21 protein-coding genes, 1 pseudogene and 1 riboswitch are annotated in these 17,607 nt (G+C 37.2%); of the genes and pseudogenes, 5 read left to right on the forward strand and 17 right to left on the reverse strand.

Annotated elements, in window-relative coordinates:
* Positions 1 to 195: 195 nt before the first annotated feature.
* Positions 196 to 1,494 (reverse strand): O-acetylhomoserine aminocarboxypropyltransferase/cysteine synthase family protein, encoded by a 1,299-nt coding sequence (locus IPZ59_RS07410; protein ID WP_236139235.1) that lies wholly within the window; start codon positions 1,492 to 1,494, stop codon positions 196 to 198.
* A 155-nt stretch (positions 1,495 to 1,649) separates the two neighbouring features.
* A riboswitch (SAM riboswitch) is annotated at positions 1,650 to 1,755 on the reverse strand.
* Between the two features lie 221 nt (positions 1,756 to 1,976).
* Between IPZ59_RS07410 and IPZ59_RS07415 the strand changes: the two genes are divergently transcribed.
* From IPZ59_RS07415 to IPZ59_RS07425, 3 genes are all read left to right on the forward strand, one after another.
* The gene (locus tag IPZ59_RS07415; protein WP_236139236.1) at positions 1,977 to 2,423 is read left to right on the forward strand and encodes a DUF2721 domain-containing protein; all 447 of its coding nucleotides are present in this window, start codon (positions 1,977 to 1,979) and stop codon (positions 2,421 to 2,423) included.
* Entirely contained in the window at positions 2,416 to 3,354 is a 939-nt protein-coding gene (locus tag IPZ59_RS07420) for a glycerophosphodiester phosphodiesterase family protein (protein ID WP_236139237.1), read from the forward strand. The genes IPZ59_RS07415 and IPZ59_RS07420 overlap by 8 nt, the downstream gene beginning before the upstream one ends.
* A 781-nt stretch (positions 3,355 to 4,135) precedes the next feature.
* Entirely contained in the window at positions 4,136 to 5,155 is a 1,020-nt protein-coding gene (locus tag IPZ59_RS07425; protein ID WP_236139238.1) for a threonine aldolase family protein, read from the forward strand.
* Between the two features lie 367 nt (positions 5,156 to 5,522).
* Here the strand turns inward: IPZ59_RS07425 and IPZ59_RS07430 are convergent, their stop codons facing one another.
* The 12 genes and pseudogenes from IPZ59_RS07430 to IPZ59_RS07485 all read right to left on the reverse strand — a co-directional run bounded on the left by IPZ59_RS07430 (position 5,523) and on the right by IPZ59_RS07485 (position 12,807).
* On the reverse strand, positions 5,523 to 5,942 hold the full coding sequence (locus tag IPZ59_RS07430; protein WP_236139239.1) for a type II toxin-antitoxin system VapC family toxin: 420 nt from the start codon (positions 5,940 to 5,942) through the stop codon (positions 5,523 to 5,525).
* On the reverse strand, positions 5,932 to 6,192 hold the full coding sequence (locus IPZ59_RS07435; RefSeq protein ID WP_262912266.1) for a DUF6364 family protein: 261 nt from the start codon (positions 6,190 to 6,192) through the stop codon (positions 5,932 to 5,934). The genes IPZ59_RS07430 and IPZ59_RS07435 overlap by 11 nt, the downstream gene beginning before the upstream one ends.
* Before the next feature lie 125 nt (positions 6,193 to 6,317).
* Complete coding sequence (locus IPZ59_RS07440) at positions 6,318 to 6,647, reverse strand: hypothetical protein (RefSeq protein WP_236139241.1); 330 nt, start codon at positions 6,645 to 6,647, stop codon at positions 6,318 to 6,320.
* Positions 6,637 to 7,182 (reverse strand): hypothetical protein, encoded by a 546-nt coding sequence (locus tag IPZ59_RS07445; RefSeq protein ID WP_236139242.1) that lies wholly within the window; start codon positions 7,180 to 7,182, stop codon positions 6,637 to 6,639. The genes IPZ59_RS07440 and IPZ59_RS07445 overlap by 11 nt, the downstream gene beginning before the upstream one ends.
* A 178-nt stretch (positions 7,183 to 7,360) precedes the next feature.
* Entirely contained in the window at positions 7,361 to 8,467 is a 1,107-nt protein-coding gene (locus IPZ59_RS07450) for an alkene reductase (protein WP_236139243.1), read from the reverse strand.
* Between the two features lie 107 nt (positions 8,468 to 8,574).
* On the reverse strand, positions 8,575 to 9,039 hold the full coding sequence (locus tag IPZ59_RS07455) for a hypothetical protein (RefSeq protein WP_236139244.1): 465 nt from the start codon (positions 9,037 to 9,039) through the stop codon (positions 8,575 to 8,577).
* A gap of 340 nt (positions 9,040 to 9,379) precedes the next feature.
* Complete coding sequence (locus tag IPZ59_RS07460) at positions 9,380 to 9,835, reverse strand: hypothetical protein (protein ID WP_236139245.1); 456 nt, start codon at positions 9,833 to 9,835, stop codon at positions 9,380 to 9,382.
* 2 nt (positions 9,836 to 9,837) lie between these two features.
* On the reverse strand, positions 9,838 to 10,893 hold the full coding sequence (locus IPZ59_RS07465; RefSeq protein WP_236139246.1) for a hypothetical protein: 1,056 nt from the start codon (positions 10,891 to 10,893) through the stop codon (positions 9,838 to 9,840).
* 77 nt (positions 10,894 to 10,970) lie between these two features.
* Positions 10,971 to 11,108: pseudogene (locus IPZ59_RS07470) on the reverse strand (porphobilinogen synthase); the annotation flags it as partial.
* Positions 11,109 to 11,252: 144 nt separating this feature from the next.
* A complete protein-coding gene (locus IPZ59_RS07475; RefSeq protein ID WP_236139247.1) occupies positions 11,253 to 11,432 on the reverse strand; it encodes a hypothetical protein in 180 nt (59 codons plus the stop codon).
* A 261-nt stretch (positions 11,433 to 11,693) separates the two neighbouring features.
* The gene (locus IPZ59_RS07480; RefSeq protein ID WP_236139248.1) at positions 11,694 to 12,080 is read right to left on the reverse strand and encodes a hypothetical protein; all 387 of its coding nucleotides are present in this window, start codon (positions 12,078 to 12,080) and stop codon (positions 11,694 to 11,696) included.
* Positions 12,081 to 12,453: 373 nt separating this feature from the next.
* A complete protein-coding gene (locus IPZ59_RS07485; RefSeq protein WP_236139249.1) occupies positions 12,454 to 12,807 on the reverse strand; it encodes a hypothetical protein in 354 nt (117 codons plus the stop codon).
* Positions 12,808 to 13,107: 300 nt separating this feature from the next.
* On the opposite strand from IPZ59_RS07485, the gene IPZ59_RS07490 reads away from it, so the two are divergent.
* Both IPZ59_RS07490 and IPZ59_RS07495 read left to right on the forward strand, forming a co-directional pair.
* Entirely contained in the window at positions 13,108 to 13,347 is a 240-nt protein-coding gene (locus IPZ59_RS07490) for a hypothetical protein (RefSeq protein WP_236139250.1), read from the forward strand.
* Complete coding sequence (locus tag IPZ59_RS07495) at positions 13,344 to 14,453, forward strand: DUF4221 family protein (protein ID WP_236139251.1); 1,110 nt, start codon at positions 13,344 to 13,346, stop codon at positions 14,451 to 14,453. Before IPZ59_RS07490 ends, IPZ59_RS07495 begins: the two co-directional genes overlap by 4 nt.
* A gap of 40 nt (positions 14,454 to 14,493) precedes the next feature.
* Here IPZ59_RS07495 and IPZ59_RS07500 read toward each other — a convergent pair whose 3' ends face one another.
* The 4 genes from IPZ59_RS07500 to IPZ59_RS07515 form a co-directional block, all read right to left on the reverse strand.
* Positions 14,494 to 14,880: a hypothetical protein gene (locus IPZ59_RS07500; protein WP_236139252.1), complete on the reverse strand. Its 387-nt coding sequence runs from the start codon at positions 14,878 to 14,880 to the stop codon at positions 14,494 to 14,496.
* Positions 14,881 to 15,253: 373 nt separating this feature from the next.
* Positions 15,254 to 15,805, reverse strand: coding sequence for a hypothetical protein (locus tag IPZ59_RS07505; RefSeq protein WP_236139253.1), 552 nt, complete (start codon positions 15,803 to 15,805; stop codon positions 15,254 to 15,256).
* A gap of 81 nt (positions 15,806 to 15,886) precedes the next feature.
* Complete coding sequence (locus tag IPZ59_RS07510) at positions 15,887 to 16,564, reverse strand: hypothetical protein (RefSeq protein WP_236139254.1); 678 nt, start codon at positions 16,562 to 16,564, stop codon at positions 15,887 to 15,889.
* A complete protein-coding gene (locus IPZ59_RS07515; RefSeq protein ID WP_236139255.1) occupies positions 16,555 to 17,247 on the reverse strand; it encodes a hypothetical protein in 693 nt (230 codons plus the stop codon). Before IPZ59_RS07515 ends, IPZ59_RS07510 begins: the two co-directional genes overlap by 10 nt.
* Between the last annotated feature and the right edge of the window lie 360 nt (positions 17,248 to 17,607).

Below are 17,607 nucleotides of genomic sequence, written 5' to 3' on the forward strand. Positions count from 1 at the left end.
TCTTGTAACTGGACATTTCTCAAGGCAGCTATAAAGCCTTAGGTAAAACACCCCATTACCCATACCACATCGAAGATGGGCATTATTTCGTAAAGTTAGAGACCGACTAGCGTGTAGCTATTTTGCGCTTACCCATTTATTAGAAAAGTACACCTGTCAGGAGATGTATACGCTGACAGGTGTATTTTTTTGCATTTAGAGCTTATCAAAAGCCTGCTGGAAATCTTCTTTGATATCTTCAATGTGCTCGATTCCCAAAGATACCCGAAGCATGGTTGGAGTTACTCCCGCAGCCGTTTGTTCTTCTTGGCTTAGTTGCTGATGGGTGGTTGCAGATGGTTGAATGATCAAGGTTTTTGCATCGCCTACATTTGCCAGGTGAGAGACCAATTTCAATTCACTGATAAACTGGCTGGTGCTTTCTTTATCACCTTTTAGTTCGAAGCTCAACACTCCTCCAAAGCCATGAGTCAGGTATTTTTTGCCGAGTGCATGATGGGGAGAGGAAGGGAGTCCGGGATAGTTTACTTTCTGCACTTTTGGATGGTTTTCCAGCCAAGTTGCCAATGCCAAAGCATTCTCTACGGTTCGTTGCACCCGCAGGGAGAGAGTTTCCAGTCCTTGTAGCAACAAAAAGGAATTGAAGGGGCTTAAGGCTGGTCCAAAGTCTCTCAATCCTTCTACTCTGGTCCTCATGGCAAAGGAAATATTGGGTAATCCCAATGGATTGTTTTCTCCAAACACTTCCCAGAAATTCAATCCATGATAGCCCTCTGATGGTTCGGAGAATTGTGGGAATTTGCCATTACCCCAATTGTAATTTCCTCCATCGACGATGATGCCGCCTATGGAAGTTCCGTGTCCTCCAATCCACTTGGTGGCAGAGGAAGTGACGATATTGGCTCCGTGCTTAATTGGCTGGCATAAATAGCCTCCTGCTCCAAAGGTGTTATCCACCACCAAGGGTAAGTCGTATTTCTGGGCCAGTTTGGCAAAGGCTTCGAAGTCTGGGATATTGAATTCAGGATTCCCGATGGTTTCCAGATAGATAGCTTTGGTATGTTCATCAATCAATGGTTCGAAATCTTCTGCATTGTTCCCTTTGGCGAATTTGGCAGTGATGCCGATTCTTTTGAAAGCCACTTTAAACTGATTGTAGGTACCGCCATAGAGCGAAGGGCTGGAGACAAAGTTTTCTCCTGCCTGAATGATATTATTCAAGGCCAAGAATTGAGCTGCCTGTCCTGAGGAAGTTGCCACCGCTGCTACTCCACCTTCCAACGCTGCGAGTCGCTGCTCGAAGACATCTGTGGTGGGGTTCATGATACGGGTATAGATATTCCCGAACTCTTTTAGCGCAAACAAATTTGCGCCGTGTTCAGCGGAATTGAACACGTAGGAGGTGGTTTGATAAATGGGGACCGCTCTGGAATTGGTTGTTGGGTCGGGGTTCTGTCCTGCATGTAGCTGCAAGGTTTCAAATCGATAAGCCATGGATATTGAAGTTTAAATTTATGATTATTAGTTAACTATGGTCCGAAAACCTAGATGTTATCGTGCAAGCCAATCGTTGATACCGTTAATCTGTAATCAAGATGAAGCCAAGTGAATAAGAAAGGGTAGTAAGCAATGTATATCATATGGTCAAGAATTTATAGTTCCAAGGAATGCTTGGTGGGAATTGGCACCTTTTCGATAGTTCGATTGGTTGCCAGAGGGTCGTAGAGCCCATCTCTCGCCTCTTCTGTATAAATCCCAACACCTAAAAAGTGAAAGGATGATGCAAAGAAAGGAATGCTTAGACACAAATGCAAATAAAAGTCTACAAAAATTATAGAGTTTATGTATTTTATTTAAAATAGGATGTTTTTATGCAGTAAATGCCTAAGCTAACCTGTTTTTCACGGGAACTTTTGAGATTCGATTTTTATTTTACTGCTTTATTCCCCACTTTTAAGATTCAAAAAAATCTAGCCATGGAGCTCCAACTATCCACCCCTGCCTTATTATTTTCTGCGATTACGTTGATGATGCTGGCTTTTACAAACCGCTTTTTGGCCATTGCTAATCTCATACGGGGATTGCACAAAAAATACTTGGAAAATCCCGAGCAGGAGATAATTATTGAGCAAATTCACAACTTGAAAAAGCGCTTGAGCATGATCAAATACATGCAGTTGTGCGGAGTCTTGAGTTTCTTGCTCTGTGTGATATGTATGTTTCTTATTTTTATTGACGCCCAAGAGGCTGCAGATTATGTATTTATTGGCAGCATGTTGGCTTTATTGGTGTCTTTAGGAATTTCTATGGTGGAAATCCTGATTTCAACTCAAGCGCTGACCTTAGAAATTCAGGATATGGAATCTGCATTTCAAAAAAGGTCCTCAAGCTTTTGGTTTAAAAAAGATAAAAACGATGAATAAATTACTGATTATAGGGTTCTTTTTGCTTGTATCTTGCAAGGAGGCCGCGGTTACACAAGCTCAAGAAGCTTGGGGCGGAGAACGTTTAAAAACAATTGTCTTAACAAATTTACAAGAAACTGAGGATTTTTATACTTGGTCTTCGGATAGAATTCCTATGGTTTCCGCCCATCGGGGAGGCCCATATCCGGGCTTTCCAGAGAATTCTTTGGAGGCTTTCGAAAACACCTTGAAGCATACTCCATCCATCATAGAATTTGATGTAGCATTGACCAAGGACTCGGTGTTAGTCTTGATGCATGACAATACCTTGGATCGGACCACTACTGGTAAAGGACGAGTTATTGACCACACCTATGAAGAAATTCAAGACTTATTCTTGGTGGATAAAGAAGGAACGGTGACTGACTTTAAAGTACCAACCTTGGAAGAAGTTTTAGCTTGGGGGAAAGGAAAAAGCTTGTTTACAGTAGACATCAAGCGGGAGGTTCCTTTTGAAATGATTGTAGATGCCATCAAAAGGCATGAAGCTGAACCATATGCAGCTGTCATCACTTACAGTTTGGAAGCAGCACAACAAATCCATCGCCTGCATTCAGACTTGATGTTGTCGGTGAGTATCCGAAATGAGGAGGAACTTGCACGTTTCCAAGCTTCAGGCATTCCTGTAAACCGTTGGATTGCATTTACAGGGACCTCCGAGCGATCAGCGGCATTCAATCAGCAGTTGCACGAACTCGGGGTGTTTACCATCTTAGGCACCCTAGGCAACTTAGACCGAAGCGCCATTGCTAGAGGAGATCAGTTGTATGTTGGTTTTGTACAAAATGGTGCGGATATCTTGGCTACTGATAGACCCATTGAAGCAGCAAAGGCAATTGAAGGATTGATACCTATGCAGAGTTTGAAGGGGAAGTATTTTGGTCAATAGGATAGTTGTGAAGAGACAAGAAACAAGATGCAAGAATCAAGTTGCAGAAACAAGATGCAAGAATCAAGAATCAAGACAGGGGCGTGTAGAGAACTGACGGTTATGGTTTACGACTGTGCTGTTCGAGATTTGCAATCTTGAACTAGAGATAATGAGGATTTGTAATCCTCTAAGGGGGATCGAATTAATGAGAAGGAAAATTTCGAATCATGAATGTTGAACGCTGAATGATGAACGTTGGATCGGTACTAACTATAAATTAGGGTGAGAGAAGCAAGATGCTAGACATTAGACTCTCATTGCTTGGACCTCAAACCCTGAAAAGGGTTACAAAATAATAACCATGGGTTCTACAAACCCATGGTTGATGGGATTAGGTTAATCATCAATCCAAAAGGGCTTGTACTAACGCTCTCTAGAGTAGAAATCAATAATGCTGCCCCGTCAGGGCAGACACTAAGGTGTAGATGCTTTCGGCCACGGGTCGAGACCCGTGGTTACTGTTGTTTTGCCCTTTCAGGGCAGGGCCTACTCGGAATTTGCAATCTTGCCCAAAAGGTTTGGAAGGTGAAGTAATTTTCTTGTGAAATTGAAGTATTAAGGAAGAAAAAAATGTCGAATGATGAATATCAAATGCCGAATTACGAACTTTCGACTAATTATTGATTCAGGAAATAAAAAAGAATAATCGTATTTCAACCACCATCTAACTGTGGACAGTCGACAGTGGACCGTCGACCCCAACCAATCACTCAATCAACTAATCACTCAATCAACTACTATGACAATCGATCTACGTTCAGACACCCTTACAAAGCCTACTAGAGGTATGTTGGAAGCCATGTGGGCTGCGGAAGTAGGGGATGATGTATTTGGGGAAGACCCCACTGTCAATGCTTTGGAAGCAAAACTGGCTTCACTTTTTGGGATGGAGGCAGGCTTGTTTTGCCCATCCGGCACCATGACTAATCAAATTGCCATCAAGCTACATGCAGGGCCTCATCAGGAGGTCATCTGTCATAAACATTCCCACATCTATTTGTATGAGGCGGGAGGCATTATGGCCAATGCCCATGCTTCGGTCAAATTACTCGATGGTCCGTATGGTAAAATTACTGTTTCAGATATTGCGGCAGCCATCAGTCCAGACGATGTGCATGCTTGTGAGACAAGTTTGGTTTCCCTAGAAAACACCATGAACAAAGGTGGAGGCAGTATCTATACCTTGGATGAAGTGCGTCCGATCAGCAGTTTGTGCAGAGAAAAAGGAATTGCCCTTCACTTGGATGGAGCCCGCTTATTCAATGCCTTGGTGGTGACTGGTGAGAAACCGTTGGATTGGGGAGGGCAGTTTGACACGATTTCCATTTGTTTGAGTAAAGGGTTGGGTTGCCCGATAGGTTCTGTGCTTCTTGGCAGTAAGCAGGCTATCAAGCGTGCTCGTAAAATTCGGAAGTCGTTCGGTGGAGGCATGCGTCAGGCAGGTTACCTAGCTGCAGCAGCGAACTATGCTCTCGATCATCATGTCGATAGACTTTCCGAAGATCATGCCCGTGCGAAAGCTATTGGTCAGTTTTTGGAAAAGCATCCCTTGGTATCGGAAGTTTTTCCTGTGATGACCAATATTGTAATTGCCCGCTTGCAAGGAATCAGTCCGGAAGCCATGCTCGAAAAGCTGCGGGAACAACAGATCTTTGCAGTAAAATTCGGTCCAGATCAGATTCGCTTTGTTACCCATTTAGATTTTGGAGATGCGCAGTTGGAGGAGTTTGGGAGGAGAATGGCTGGATTAGTTGTATGATACTTTAGGCAAAGAGAAATAATGAGGGGTAGCGATTGATATATGCTTGCGCGAAATAAATGGATATATGCCTGCTATGACAAGCTCAGCACAAGTATCGGTGATATATTAGGGGCGAGTAAGGAATAAGAATATTGTTAAAAAAGTGTCAAGTATTCTCCGGCTGTGAAATTTTTTAGCGGCCGTGGCGCTTTATCGTTGCGACCGTTGCGAGAACCTTTCCTCGAATAGCTCTTGAAGAATCTACTTTTACCTCTTGAAAGATTAATAGTGATATCTGCACTGCAAAAAAAAGTGCTGATTATCGATTTCTCTATAAACTAGTCTATGTTCTCAAGTAATTCTGCGTGACCACCAGCTTGTTAGTTCATTTGGTTTCAATAAAAGCTCTCGGGCTCATGACAGGTAGAATTGTTGAGCTGAGTTTTATAAAATTTTGGTCATTGGTTACGATTGCGTCAATTCCACTATCCATTGCGATGTAATAGTGTATCGCGTCCTCTAAATCTAAGCTGTCTGATTGTATAGCTTGAAAAATATGCTTTTTATTTCCCTCGATCAACCGAAATCGTTCAAGTAAAACTCCAACAATTCTTTTGGTATTTTCAAGACCTAGCCCTTTTTCAAGAAAATAAATGCAAGTTTGGATAATTGAAATAGTTACATGCCCTTCAACCTTACCATTATCCAATAGTTCAAAAAGTATCTCTAAATCTTTATTTTTCTCATTTCTTTTTAGAAAAAAGTCAAGAATGACATTTACATCAATGAGGACTTTACTTTTCATGGTTTGGTCTTTTTGCCTCCTGATAATTTTTTTTCCAATCAATCTCAGTTGGGAATGTGATTTTGGTGGGAGGTAAAGAATTGGCTAGTGCGATAAGACTTGATTGATTTTTTTGTTTTTGTGTAGGTTTTAATAATGCCTCAAAATGCTCTTCAACAATACTTGACACAGAAAGATCATGTTCATCAGCATAGCGCTTGATTTTTGTCAATGTGTCTTTATCTATTGTTATATTTAAGCGCTTCTTCATCAAGGTAGTCGTTGCTTGAGGTAATCATCAAGTTCTTATTCATGGTAAGTATACGCATAAAAAAATAATTATGCGCATATATTGAATTAATTTTTTATTTGCATCATTTTTGGAGGTTTAGAAGCTTACTCAAGAACCACCATTTCATCCCCTTCACTAAAAGGAAAGGTATTAAAGAAATACTCTAAGATGTAAAAACAAGTAAATATGGGAGCTTCCATAGGCATGTAAAGGTAAAAGCCTATCTCATTGTTAGGAACTACTTCAGGTACGCAGAGTGCATGACTTGGGGATTGAATATAAGAGTAATCGAAGACATCGTCATCCTGAAAAAACGCTAAAATGTTTTTCCATTTAAGATCCCCCATTCCTTGGATTAAGCGATTGATTTTTCTTTCAGTATGAGGGCCCCATTGAGACTTGTAAATTTCATGTAGGTTTTTCTCAAATGACATCAATCGGTAAAAACCTAGACCCAAAGATTAACTCGTATACAGAGAATTTTTTGAAGTCAAAGACTTTGGACTGAGATGTGTGTTTTTCCTGAAGCTGCTGATTATCAAGAAACTTAACTTCTAAATTATTGAAACACCAGTCATATATTTCAGAAGCATGTTGATTAGTTAAGTCTTCTTTTCTGATTAGTCTTTCCCTGATTTCACCATTTTCATTTTTGGAAGTTAAAAGTATTGTTCCAAAATCCGCAAGTAAGCTTCTAACAATCTGAATTGATAGAAAGGGATTATCACTAATTTTTACAGAAATTCTAATAGATGGATCGTCTGGGTTTAGGATGGATTCATCCAATACACCTCCAGTAAAACGTTCATTCAATACCGTCATCAGTTTGATTTTTCCTAAATTCAGAATATCTGCTTGTTGTTTACATCTCACCAATCTCTTCTGTTGATATTCAAGATAGATTTCTTCGTTGATATCAGTCCGTGCTATTGGATAGTAGCTTTTAATAATAGTTTTAATTTCCTCCATTCGCATCCATCTTTGGTTGAGTATTCAAGTTAGTTGAATTTTGTTAAAATCTTTTAGTCAACCAACATACGAAAGACTGTTACCCTAACAGTTTATCCTATTTGCAATTTGAGACTATCTCAAAAGTAAGAAAGGCTAGTCGATTTCTCGGCTAGCCTTTCTTGTCTTATGCTGCTAATTATAGGGATTTAGAAAGAGACAATGTTGGATAATCAATATAGCCTTTTTCTCCAGGGGTGTAGAAGGTGGACTGATCATATTCGGCCAAATCAGCTTGGGCTGCGAAACGTTCCACCAAGTCAGGGTTGGAGATGTATGGTTTGCCAAATGCAACCGCATCAGCCAAGCCATCAGCGATAACTTTGTTACCTTTTTCTTGGTCAAAGTTGGAGTTGATAATCAAAACACCTGTATACATGGGTCTATACCTCTTGGCAATTTCCTTTTCTGCATAGGCGATTTCAGATACATCATTGAAAGGCTCTGATAAATGAAGATAAGCCAAATCGTACTGATTGAGTTTTTCTACGATGTAATCAAATGTTGGGATGGTCTCCTCATCCATGGTCATTCCAAAAATGCCATTCAATGATGGGTTCAATCTCACGCCAATTCTATTTTCAGGCATAACGTCCTTGATAGCATCGATAACTTCGAATAAGATTCTTGCTCTGTTTTCAATGCTTCCTCCATACTCATCTGTGCGAATATTAGAGGTTCTGCTAAAAAACTGATGCAACAAATATCCATTTGATGAGTGTATTTCCACCCCATCAAATCCAGCTTTCATAGCATTCGCTGCAGCATTTTTGAAATCAAGTATGGTCTGCTTAATGTCCTCAATAGTCATCTCTTTTGGAGTTTCGGTGTCTTTGAAACCCTCAGGAGTAAATGACTTAGCGTGTGGATTAAGTGCAGAAGGAGCATGAGGCAACTCACCACCATGGAAATCAGGGTGAGACATTCTTCCTACGTGCCACAGCTGAATAAAAATTTTACCACCATTTTCATGGACAGCTTCGGTTACTTTTTTCCAGCCATCCACTTGGGCTTCGGAATAAATTCCTGGGGTATTTACGTACCCTACTGCTTTTTTGGAAATCTGCGCTCCTTCGGAAATGATAAGGCCTGCGGAAGACCTCTGCTTATAATATTCCGCATGAATATCAAAAGGAGCATTTTCGGGGTTAGTCGCCCTACTTCTTGTCATAGGAGCCATTATTACCCTGTTTTTTAATTCTATGTCTCCCATCTGGAGCTTTTCTAAAAGCGGTTGTTGAATCATCTTACTAGTTGGTTTATTTCTATTCGATGTATATACAACTATTACCGAGCGACCATGGTTCCCTAGAAAACCTCCAGAAGATTTATTTTCCTATAAATAAATAATTTTCAAATCGGCCCATCTGCTGTGACACGAACTTCAAAGGCTTTAAACTTATGGTTTAAAACAAATCGGTCCTTCGATAGGTATTCCTCTTGAAAGATCATAAAAATCTTTTGTTTCAGCCCGATTTGCTCTAGTTCCCACCATTGACGAAAGGTTAATTTATTAGCAAGCAGTACTTTTGAATTAAATAGGTCTTTCGTATAGACTTCCATTTGTTCACGATTACCCTCCGATGGATAATCAACCCAAGGGGGCATGTGTGAAACTATGACTGTATAATTAGGGAAATCAAAAGTTATGTAAGCACTCATTAAAATACCCCTTTTATGTTCTAGGAAGGTGATTTTTGATCCCACCTCATTTATTTTTGGAATCAAAATATAAACATGATTTTGCATTTCCTGTGATTGAACAATTATTGGATTCACCAAGAAAATCACCAGCAATAAAATTAAAATGGACTTCATATTTAATTATTTACACTAGTCATTAGTCCAACTTAAGCATTATATAAATCTTGTTTAATTCAAGTACAGGCCTTAAATCGGCCCATCAGCAGTCACCCAAACCTCATAAGCTTTGAATTTTATATCCCAAACAAATCTCTCTTTGGACATAAGTGAAATTGGTTAGTTTCAAAGGAAGGGATTATAGTTGACAAAAAAATCAATTTCGTTTTTTTTTCGATTAATTAGTAGTTGAGGCTTTCCTTTGGAAAAAGAATCTTTGGATTATATTATCCTGTCTGGTAGACGATACCTTCATTCAAACATCTTTAGCCTATGTTCTAGCTACTAGAGACATCTCTCAAATCGGCCCATCAGCTGTTACTCGAACTTCATAAGCCTTGAATTGGTGATTCAGCACAAACCGATCTTTAGATAAATAATCTTCTTGAAAGATCATATAAATCTTCTGATTAAGCCCGATTTGCTCTAGTTCACTCCATTCCATAAAGGTTAGTTTTTCTGCGAAGAGAATTTTGGATTTAATCAAATCATTTGAACTGATTTCGATTTCTCCATGACTATAGTTGAAGTGATTTGCTCTTGATGATATATGCATCATGTGAGCTGAATGGTTAGGGGTCTCAAAATTTATTCTGACTGAATGGTTCATGTCCTTTTCTACATAATAGATTCTTGACCTAACATCTGAATTCCTTTCTACCAGAATAAATACTTCCTGAATTTCTTTATCAAACACTGAAGTCGGAGTAGAAAATAAAAATGTTATTAGCTGAATAAGTGTAAGTACTTTCATAATTAGTTATTGGTACAATTACCTAATCCACTTCTAGCATTTCTTAAATCTTGCTCTATAATTTCAAGTGGTGATTTTATAGGAGGCGTCGTAGTGATGCTTTTCATTAGCTCCCAAGCAATGGTATCCGTCAACCCTTCCCATGCCACAGATTCGTAAAAGCGTTTTGGAATACCATTAGGATAATAGTAATTCTTAAATTTATTGTATCCATCTGGATCTAGCATCTGGTGAACATCATTTAGAATCTTTCCCATTTCAGTCACCCATTCATTTGCCATTAGATTGTGCTGCTGATCGCCCGGTCCTCGGTACATCATTACGTAAGTATTGAAAGTTTCTCTAAATTCCAATTCCTTTTCAGTGGGATTTAATGTATTAATTGCTCGATATAATTCTGCATGAATCATCTCATGGACAATCGTCCTTGCAACTTCTAAGGCAGATCGGTTCATATTTGCTTCATTTAAGGTGATTTCAATAGGCTTATTGGGACCTCTCCACCATGCCTGACCATTTGCTGTAGGGTCTCGTGTTGCTCCTATTTTCAACACTACATCAAACTCAGTACCCAAACCTTCAAATTTGGATGCTAACTCTTTAAATCCATCTATAGACTTTAGTTTTTCATAAATGCAATCTGCTTTTGTGTCTTTAAAACTATCGTCTTTTATAATTTCATCATCTTCGGTCTCCAAACCATCACCTCCGCCTACATCATTATTTCCATCGTCTAAGCAAGCATCTTCAAGATTATCATCACAGCTTGACCCACAAGTGGTATGGCTGTATTCTTCATAACCGTTGCTATATACCCAATACCAGTCTATGCAATTTTCAAAATTGAAATTCGAGACATCTGCATTTGATTGTAGAAAACGATCTAAGGATCGCTCAACAAATTCACCGTTTGCTTGCTGACCGTCGATAAGCTTAGAAGCAAAATCTGACCATAAATAGGTTATTTTGGGAGATTTTATACCATTCAGAAAATCTTCGATTAGATCAGTTTCATAGTGAAATTGGTTAGTTTCAAAGGAAAGGAATATAGTTGACAAAAAAAATAACCAATTTTGGGTATTTTTCGATTGAAACCATGCTAAAACCTTCCTTTGGAAAAAGAAATCACTCCCTATTACTTCTCCGACAACCCAAATTCCTTGGCAAAATAACTCACAATCACATTCGCCCCGGCGCGCTTGATACTCAGGAGACTTTCCAGCATGGCCCGTTCTCCATCGATCCAGCCACGCTCGGCGGAGGCTTTGATCATCAATAAACTTGAATTTTATTACCCTTTTAAAGGGTTCTCTGCTTTATCCAGTCAACTATTTGAATAAATTGCATTTTACCAGACGTAAACCTCCAAATCTGCTTATTAAAATATGGTGAATTTCAATAACTTCCTCATAGGTTATCATTTAGCTAATTTCTCTAGTAGTTCAGCATCTTCTTTTAAGATGGTTTTTAAATTAAGAGACAAACGGATTTGTTCAGTAGAAGCTTTTTCTACTTGGCGAAGGTAATTTAAAAGTTCACCGAGCACTTCCTCCGGTAGTTTATTTACTATTTCGACTATTTCCTGTTTTTGTTCCATAATTTTTTCAATTAGCATACGCATAAAAACAAGGATCAAATACTTTTCCTTCTTATTGGTTACTATGGATATACTGTAGTTCTAAGATAAAAAATAATCTTGAATAATAGGTTGCCAAGCTGATTTTGTTAGTTCTTCCCACTTTTGCAGCAATGCAAACCCCTTCGAAAAACACCTTAATTGAAGACATTCATTTTGTTAGAATTAATCTAGAAGTAATGATGGTGATAAGAGTTATCGCCTTTTTTCCTAATTGGGGATTTAAAACCTCTCCATTTTTACCCTTCTAGGAAAGTAAAAATCACCTTGATTGTCTTCGTAAATCCACCATTCAATGGCATCTTCAGAAGGGATATAGGTTATTCTCACCTTTTGAATACTATGGTCGTAAAAACTTTTAATAGTCCCCTCATAAATATGGTTAGAAACTTTGGTTAGCGATATTGATTGTTCATCTAAAGAAGTATCTATGCGATTTCCGTTTTGGAATATTGAACTATGTGAGCCAATATAGTTTAGAGAGTCAGTTTTTTCAATTGACAAATCAAAGGTTTTACCTGATTCCTCCCATATCCAACTGCCTGTGATATCCTGTGCTGACAGGTTGATAGAGATGAATAGGGAGATTACTGATAGGAGTTGGTTCATTGAGATCGGAGGACTGTGTGGGTATTTGATTTTATGAGTACAGTATTCTTGGTAAATGGTTCCGAAGTATGTTCATTTACTTTTCAAAGCTAATTTTGAGGTCAAAGCCACAGAAATTGCTGTAGTAACCAAAATCAGGACAACGTGCATGCTCATGATATAATAGGTATCATACAGATGGAGCGTAAAACTTTTGTTTAGTTCTGGAAAGAAGATTAAAATCACTATCAGGACTAATAAAGTTGATAGGACGAAGCTTATTTTTGATTCAGTTGTTTTCATAGTTGATTTAACCTGTATTAGGTTTATTTCTTTTTCACATGAACCCAGTCAAATTTTTGTTCTTCATAGTTTAAAAGTATGAATTATGACCTTACTCAAGAACCACCATTTCATCCCCTTCACTAAAAGGGAAAGTATTAAAAAAACACTCAAAGATGTAAAAGCAAGTAAATATGGGGGCTTCCATAGGCATGTAAAGATTAAAGCCTATTTCATTGTTAGGAACTACCTCAGGTACACAGAGTGCATGACTTGGAGATTGAATATAAGAATAATCGAAGACATCGTCATCCTTAAAAAACGCTAAAATTTTACTCCATTTAGGATCCTCCATTTCTTGGATCAAGCGATTGATTTTTCTTTCAGTTCGAGGAACCCATTGAGATTTAAAGGTTTCATGGAGGTTTTTCTCAAATGACATCAATCGGTAAAAACCTAGACCCAAAGATTAACTCGTATATAGAGAATTTTTTGAAGTCAAAGACCTTGGACTGAATGTGTGTTTTTTCTGGGGTATTCAGCTAGATAAATTTTGTGATTTATTTGCAGCCAAAATTTATACGATTTAATAATTAGCCTACTATCGTCGCAATAAACAGTTTGTTCTTTCGTGTTTTTGTTAATGTTCTTATTTACTTATTGCTTTATTTCAATTTTTTTTTATTAAAAATTTGATTTATATCTAATAGATTATTAAATAGGTTAGACCTTTGCCTGCATATTGCCATAAGGTTTAAAAAAAATTATGAAAAAAAGATTGATTTTCGTTTTCTCTTTGTTTTTTGCTGGAATAATTTTCGGCGGAAAAGAAAAAAAAGTAGAGGCCCAAACAAACGGTTGTCCTCTTCTAAGGATTTTTCATTGGAATGATGGAGATCCATATTGTGCAGGGATGTATGGTGATTGTCTACCAACAGTTGTTGTAACACCAGAAAAATTAGATTTAAAAAGGCCATATTATTGGCCTATTATTATGAAAGCATGAGGGATTTTTATAGCATTTTCGGTGTATTTTGTTTAATTTTTTTTGTTTTTGGGTGTGACTTCAAAAATGAAGAAATATCATCCTTTAATTATGAAATAGAAAGGGTAAGAATTGAAATTGATTCAACAACCTCTAGATCAAGTAGAGGTATGCAGCAGATTTTTGTTACAAAAGATAAAGAATACTATGTTCACGGTGACAAATCAAAATTTTCTATTTTATTTTTTGATTTGGATAAAAATAAATTAGAATTTGAGATACCATTAGATAGAAATGGACCAAACGGTATTGAAAGCTTCAATGGCTTTTTTATTAAAAGTCTTGATTCTATTTATGTTTATTATGGATACACATATTCTTTGTGGCAGATAAATCTTAAAGGTGAGGTCTTGAAAAAATATCAATGGGCGTATGATAATAAGATTGATGGTATTCTCCTTAACCCTTATGGTGAAGATGCTGTTTTTTATAAAGATTTAGTTTTTTTACCTGCCTCTCCTAACCTAAGTCCTTCTAATTTTTGGAGAGGAAATGTAAATCAAATAATCAATTTAAAAGACGGTACAGTAGACTTTAATACTAGATTTCCTGAAATATTTAAAAAAGGCAATTACTTTTATTCTAGTATGAATGTTTCAAGATGCCTTACCCCCGATGGTCTTTTTTTATATTCTTTTGGACCTGATCATAATATGTATTTAATTAATCCTAATAGTGGAGAACGAATCAAAGCCCTTTCATTTCCGTCAAAACTAATTACTATTCAAAAAGCTGGAAATTATTTGAATGATTTTGATGGAGATAAATTTAATGAAGATGCTGAGCTATTTCCATCTTATAAAAGGGTTCTTTTTGATGAAGAAAATCAAGTGTATTATAGGGTTGTAAAACTGGAAAAAGAAAATTTCTTCTCGTTAAGTCGTTATTCTGTTATTATAATAGACAGAAACTTTAAGAAAATCGGAGAAGTTCTTTTAGCCGAAGAAGGTCTCACAGGTAAATGGTTTATGTCAAAAAAAGGTTTGTGTGTTCCAGTGAGTGATTTTGCAGAAGGATCAAAGGAAAATGAGATTTTATTTTATTGTTTTAAATTCAATTTACAATAATGATCGAGAAAACTATAACTGGACTATTTGATCTGAATTTTTAAAACCTCTCCATTTTCACTCTTCTAGGAAAGTAAAAATCACCTTGATTGTCTTCGTAAATCCACCATTCAATGGCATCTTCAGAAGGGATATAGGTTATTCTCACCTTTTGAATACTATGGTCGTAAAAACTTTTAATAGTCCCCTCATAAATATGGTTAGAAACTTTGGTTAGCGATATTGATTGTTCATCTAAAGAAGTATCTATGCGATTTCCGTTTTGGAATATTGAACTATGTGAGCCAATATAGTTTAGAGAGTCAGTTTTTTCCAGGGACAAATCAAAGGTTTTATCTGACTCCTCCCATATCCAACTGCCAGTGATATCTTGTGCTGACAGGTCGATAGAGATGAATAGGGAGATTACTAATAGAATATGGTTCATTGAGAACAGAAGGTTGTGTGGGTATTAGATTTTAAGAGTACAGTATTCTTGGTAAATGGTTCCGAACTATGTTCATTTACTTTTTAAAGCTAATTTTGAGGTCAAAGCCACAGAAATTGCTGTAGTAACCAAAATCAGGACAACGTGCATGCTCATGATATAATAGGTATCATACAGATGGAGCGTAAAACTTTTGTTTAGTTCTGGAAAGAAGATTAAAATCACTATCAGGACTAATAAAGTTGATAGGACGAAGCTTATTTTTGATTCAGTTGTTTTCATAGTTGATTTAACCTGTATTAGGTTTATTTCTTTTTCACATGAACCCAGTCAAATTTTTGTTCTTCATAGTTTAAAAGTATGAATTATGACCTTACTCAAGAACCACCATTTCATCTCCTTCACTAAAAGGGAAAGTATTAAAAAAATACTCAAAGATGAAATGTCCTTCCTTTTTTTCAAAACTTCCCATGGGGACTCCCCAATCAACCCTTTTTCCAAATAATAAGTGATGAGGGACATATTGGTATTCAGGGTATATGTTTTTAACATGGTTGATTACATCTTGGAGAATAAAATTAAACTTTTTATCAGGGGAGGATGAACTGATGGTGTATCTCGTGTTCTTGGCTGAGAACCCAAAATTTATCTGCATGTAAAAGCAAGTAAATATGGGGGCTTCCATAGGCATGTAAAGGTTAAAGCCTATTTCATTGTTAGGAACTACCTTAGGTACACAGAGTGCATGACTTGGAGATTGGATATAAGAATAATCGAAGACATCTTCATCCTTAAAAAATGCGAAAATTTTCCTCCATTTAGGATCCTCCATTTCTTGGATCAAGCGATTGATTTTTCTTTCAGTTCGAGGAACCCATTGAGATTTGTACGTTTCATGGAGGTTTTTGAGCATTTCTAGTTCCATAATCTTTAAAACATAGTTAATTTAATGAAAAAGCATTTACTCCACTCTCCTCATAATTTTAAGATCCTTTATTGAGAAAGATCAGTACATCATTAAACCGAATGTTACTACTTCATTCCACCCTTGATCGGTTCTTTCATAAATTGAAATAGCATTACTTCCTGAGCCTATACCCGATGAATAAAAAGCATTCGACCTATATAGGAAACAAAATCGATCTTCTTCGCCAAAGAATACTGGTTTTGAGGTTTCATAGTATTCCAATGAGGCTATTTTTCCATCTTTGAGGCTGTCTATTTGCGCTAAAGGAACTTGTAAAACATATTCCTTTTCCAAAAGCTGAATGCCGCTAGACAGATAGCTCTTTTCAAATGTGTACTTGTCAAAAGACTTTTGCAAAACCATTTGAAATTCATCTTCTCCACTAAACACATCGAGCACAGACATATCCTTTTCCCTAGTAGAAAATCTATTAGAGTTTTGCTGAAATTTATCCCAATGGTACAAACTTCGCATTCCAATCATGCTTGATTCAGGTAACTTACCTCTCCAATCAAACACAGATTCCTCAACCAAAAAGACTATCGTATCCCTTTCAATTAATGGCTGATAAAGAAAATTGATAAATTCGTGTATTTGAGTGGTGTCTTCTCTTGACCTTTCAAAACCTGTCTCAGTATCATCTTTAGTAGCTTTACCACAGGAAATCAAAAGGCTGATTAGGAATAAGTGACTTAAAACTTTTATAACTATTGACATGCTTTATTGCCTTTAGGAGTGGTTCCTTGATAAGTGCCCCCATTTCGTTCGGCATAATATCTTCTTGATATTCTGTCCTGTTCGGTAGACGACATCTTTTTATAAACATCTGTAGTATGAAGCCCACCCCATGCCATGTCTTTGAAGAATTGTGCATCATTAATAAGACTTGTGTAACCCAATGCTGTCGCAAAATTCTTAAGTTCTTCTGCTATATCATTTATAAACGCACCTTCTACAAATAGATTATGATGAGCAGCATTGTAGTCTTTGTTCCCAGGGACATTGTATTTTTCTATGTAAGCATTCAATGACCCATTGAGGCTACGATCTGTTTGAGGAAACTTTTCTATAAATAACAAATAGGCCTGAAGCATTTCATGCATTACTGTTCGGGCCAAAGATAATTCTGTCGCTCCCAAGTTATTCCCTTCATGGATGTAAATCATCGCAAAATTGTTTTGTAATACACGATCGGTCCAGGCAGTTGCTGTTCCCTCGTTACTATATTGAATTTTGACATTGAAATTCATTGGCACAAGTAAACTATTACCTTTAAACTTTTCAAAAATCTTTTGAAATTCTTCTTTCGTACTACCTATTAGTGTGTTGATTAGGAATTGGTGACAATTTGTAAGTTCTTTAATATCAATTTCTTCTTCATCCTCATCTTCGGTCTCCAAACCATCTCCTCCGCCTACACCATTATTTCCATCGTCTAAGCAAGCATCTTCAAGATTATCATCACAGCTTGACCCACAAGTGGTATGGCTGTATTCTTCATAACCGTTGCTATATACCCAATACCAGTCGATGCAATTTTCAAAATTGAAATTCGATCCATCTGTGTTTGATTGGAGAAAACGGTCTAAGGAACGCTCAACAAAATCACCATTTGCTTGCTGACCGTCGATAAGCTTAGAAGCAAAATCTGACTATAAATAGGTTATTTTGGGAGATTTTATACCATTCAGAAAATATTCGATTAGATCAGTTTCATAGTGAAATTGGTTAGTTTCAAAGGAAAGGGATATAGTTGACAA

It is taken from the genome of Mongoliitalea daihaiensis (assembly GCF_021596945.1).
GTDB lineage: Bacteria > Bacteroidota > Bacteroidia > Cytophagales > Cyclobacteriaceae > Mongoliitalea > Mongoliitalea daihaiensis.

Excerpts from the sequence above, each read along its gene's own strand:
- IPZ59_RS07410 (WP_236139235.1), bottom strand. The coding sequence starts at position 1,494 with ATGGCTTATCGATTTGAAACCTTGCAGCTACATGCAGGACAGAACCCC.
- IPZ59_RS07490 (WP_236139250.1), top strand. The coding sequence starts at position 13,108 with ATGAAAAAAAGATTGATTTTCGTTTTCTCTTTGTTTTTTGCTGGAATA.
- IPZ59_RS07455 (WP_236139244.1), bottom strand. The coding sequence starts at position 9,039 with ATGAAGTCCATTTTAATTTTATTGCTGGTGATTTTCTTGGTGAATCCA.
- IPZ59_RS07480 (WP_236139248.1), bottom strand. The coding sequence starts at position 12,080 with ATGAACCAACTCCTATCAGTAATCTCCCTATTCATCTCTATCAACCTG.
- IPZ59_RS07460 (WP_236139245.1), bottom strand. The coding sequence starts at position 9,835 with ATGAAAGTACTTACACTTATTCAGCTAATAACATTTTTATTTTCTACT.
- IPZ59_RS07420 (WP_236139237.1), top strand. The coding sequence starts at position 2,416 with ATGAATAAATTACTGATTATAGGGTTCTTTTTGCTTGTATCTTGCAAG.
- IPZ59_RS07430 (WP_236139239.1), bottom strand. The coding sequence starts at position 5,942 with ATGAAAAGTAAAGTCCTCATTGATGTAAATGTCATTCTTGACTTTTTT.
- IPZ59_RS07495 (WP_236139251.1), top strand. The coding sequence starts at position 13,344 with ATGAGGGATTTTTATAGCATTTTCGGTGTATTTTGTTTAATTTTTTTT.
- IPZ59_RS07500 (WP_236139252.1), bottom strand. The coding sequence starts at position 14,880 with ATGAACCATATTCTATTAGTAATCTCCCTATTCATCTCTATCGACCTG.
- IPZ59_RS07415 (WP_236139236.1), top strand. The coding sequence starts at position 1,977 with ATGGAGCTCCAACTATCCACCCCTGCCTTATTATTTTCTGCGATTACG.
- IPZ59_RS07450 (WP_236139243.1), bottom strand. The coding sequence starts at position 8,467 with ATGATTCAACAACCGCTTTTAGAAAAGCTCCAGATGGGAGACATAGAA.
- IPZ59_RS07445 (WP_236139242.1), bottom strand. The coding sequence starts at position 7,182 with ATGGAGGAAATTAAAACTATTATTAAAAGCTACTATCCAATAGCACGG.
- IPZ59_RS07510 (WP_236139254.1), bottom strand. The coding sequence starts at position 16,564 with ATGTCAATAGTTATAAAAGTTTTAAGTCACTTATTCCTAATCAGCCTT.
- IPZ59_RS07425 (WP_236139238.1), top strand. The coding sequence starts at position 4,136 with ATGACAATCGATCTACGTTCAGACACCCTTACAAAGCCTACTAGAGGT.
- IPZ59_RS07435 (WP_262912266.1), bottom strand. The coding sequence starts at position 6,192 with ATGAAGAAGCGCTTAAATATAACAATAGATAAAGACACATTGACAAAA.
- IPZ59_RS07475 (WP_236139247.1), bottom strand. The coding sequence starts at position 11,432 with ATGGAACAAAAACAGGAAATAGTCGAAATAGTAAATAAACTACCGGAG.
- IPZ59_RS07505 (WP_236139253.1), bottom strand. The coding sequence starts at position 15,805 with ATGGAACTAGAAATGCTCAAAAACCTCCATGAAACGTACAAATCTCAA.
- IPZ59_RS07440 (WP_236139241.1), bottom strand. The coding sequence starts at position 6,647 with ATGTCATTTGAGAAAAACCTACATGAAATTTACAAGTCTCAATGGGGC.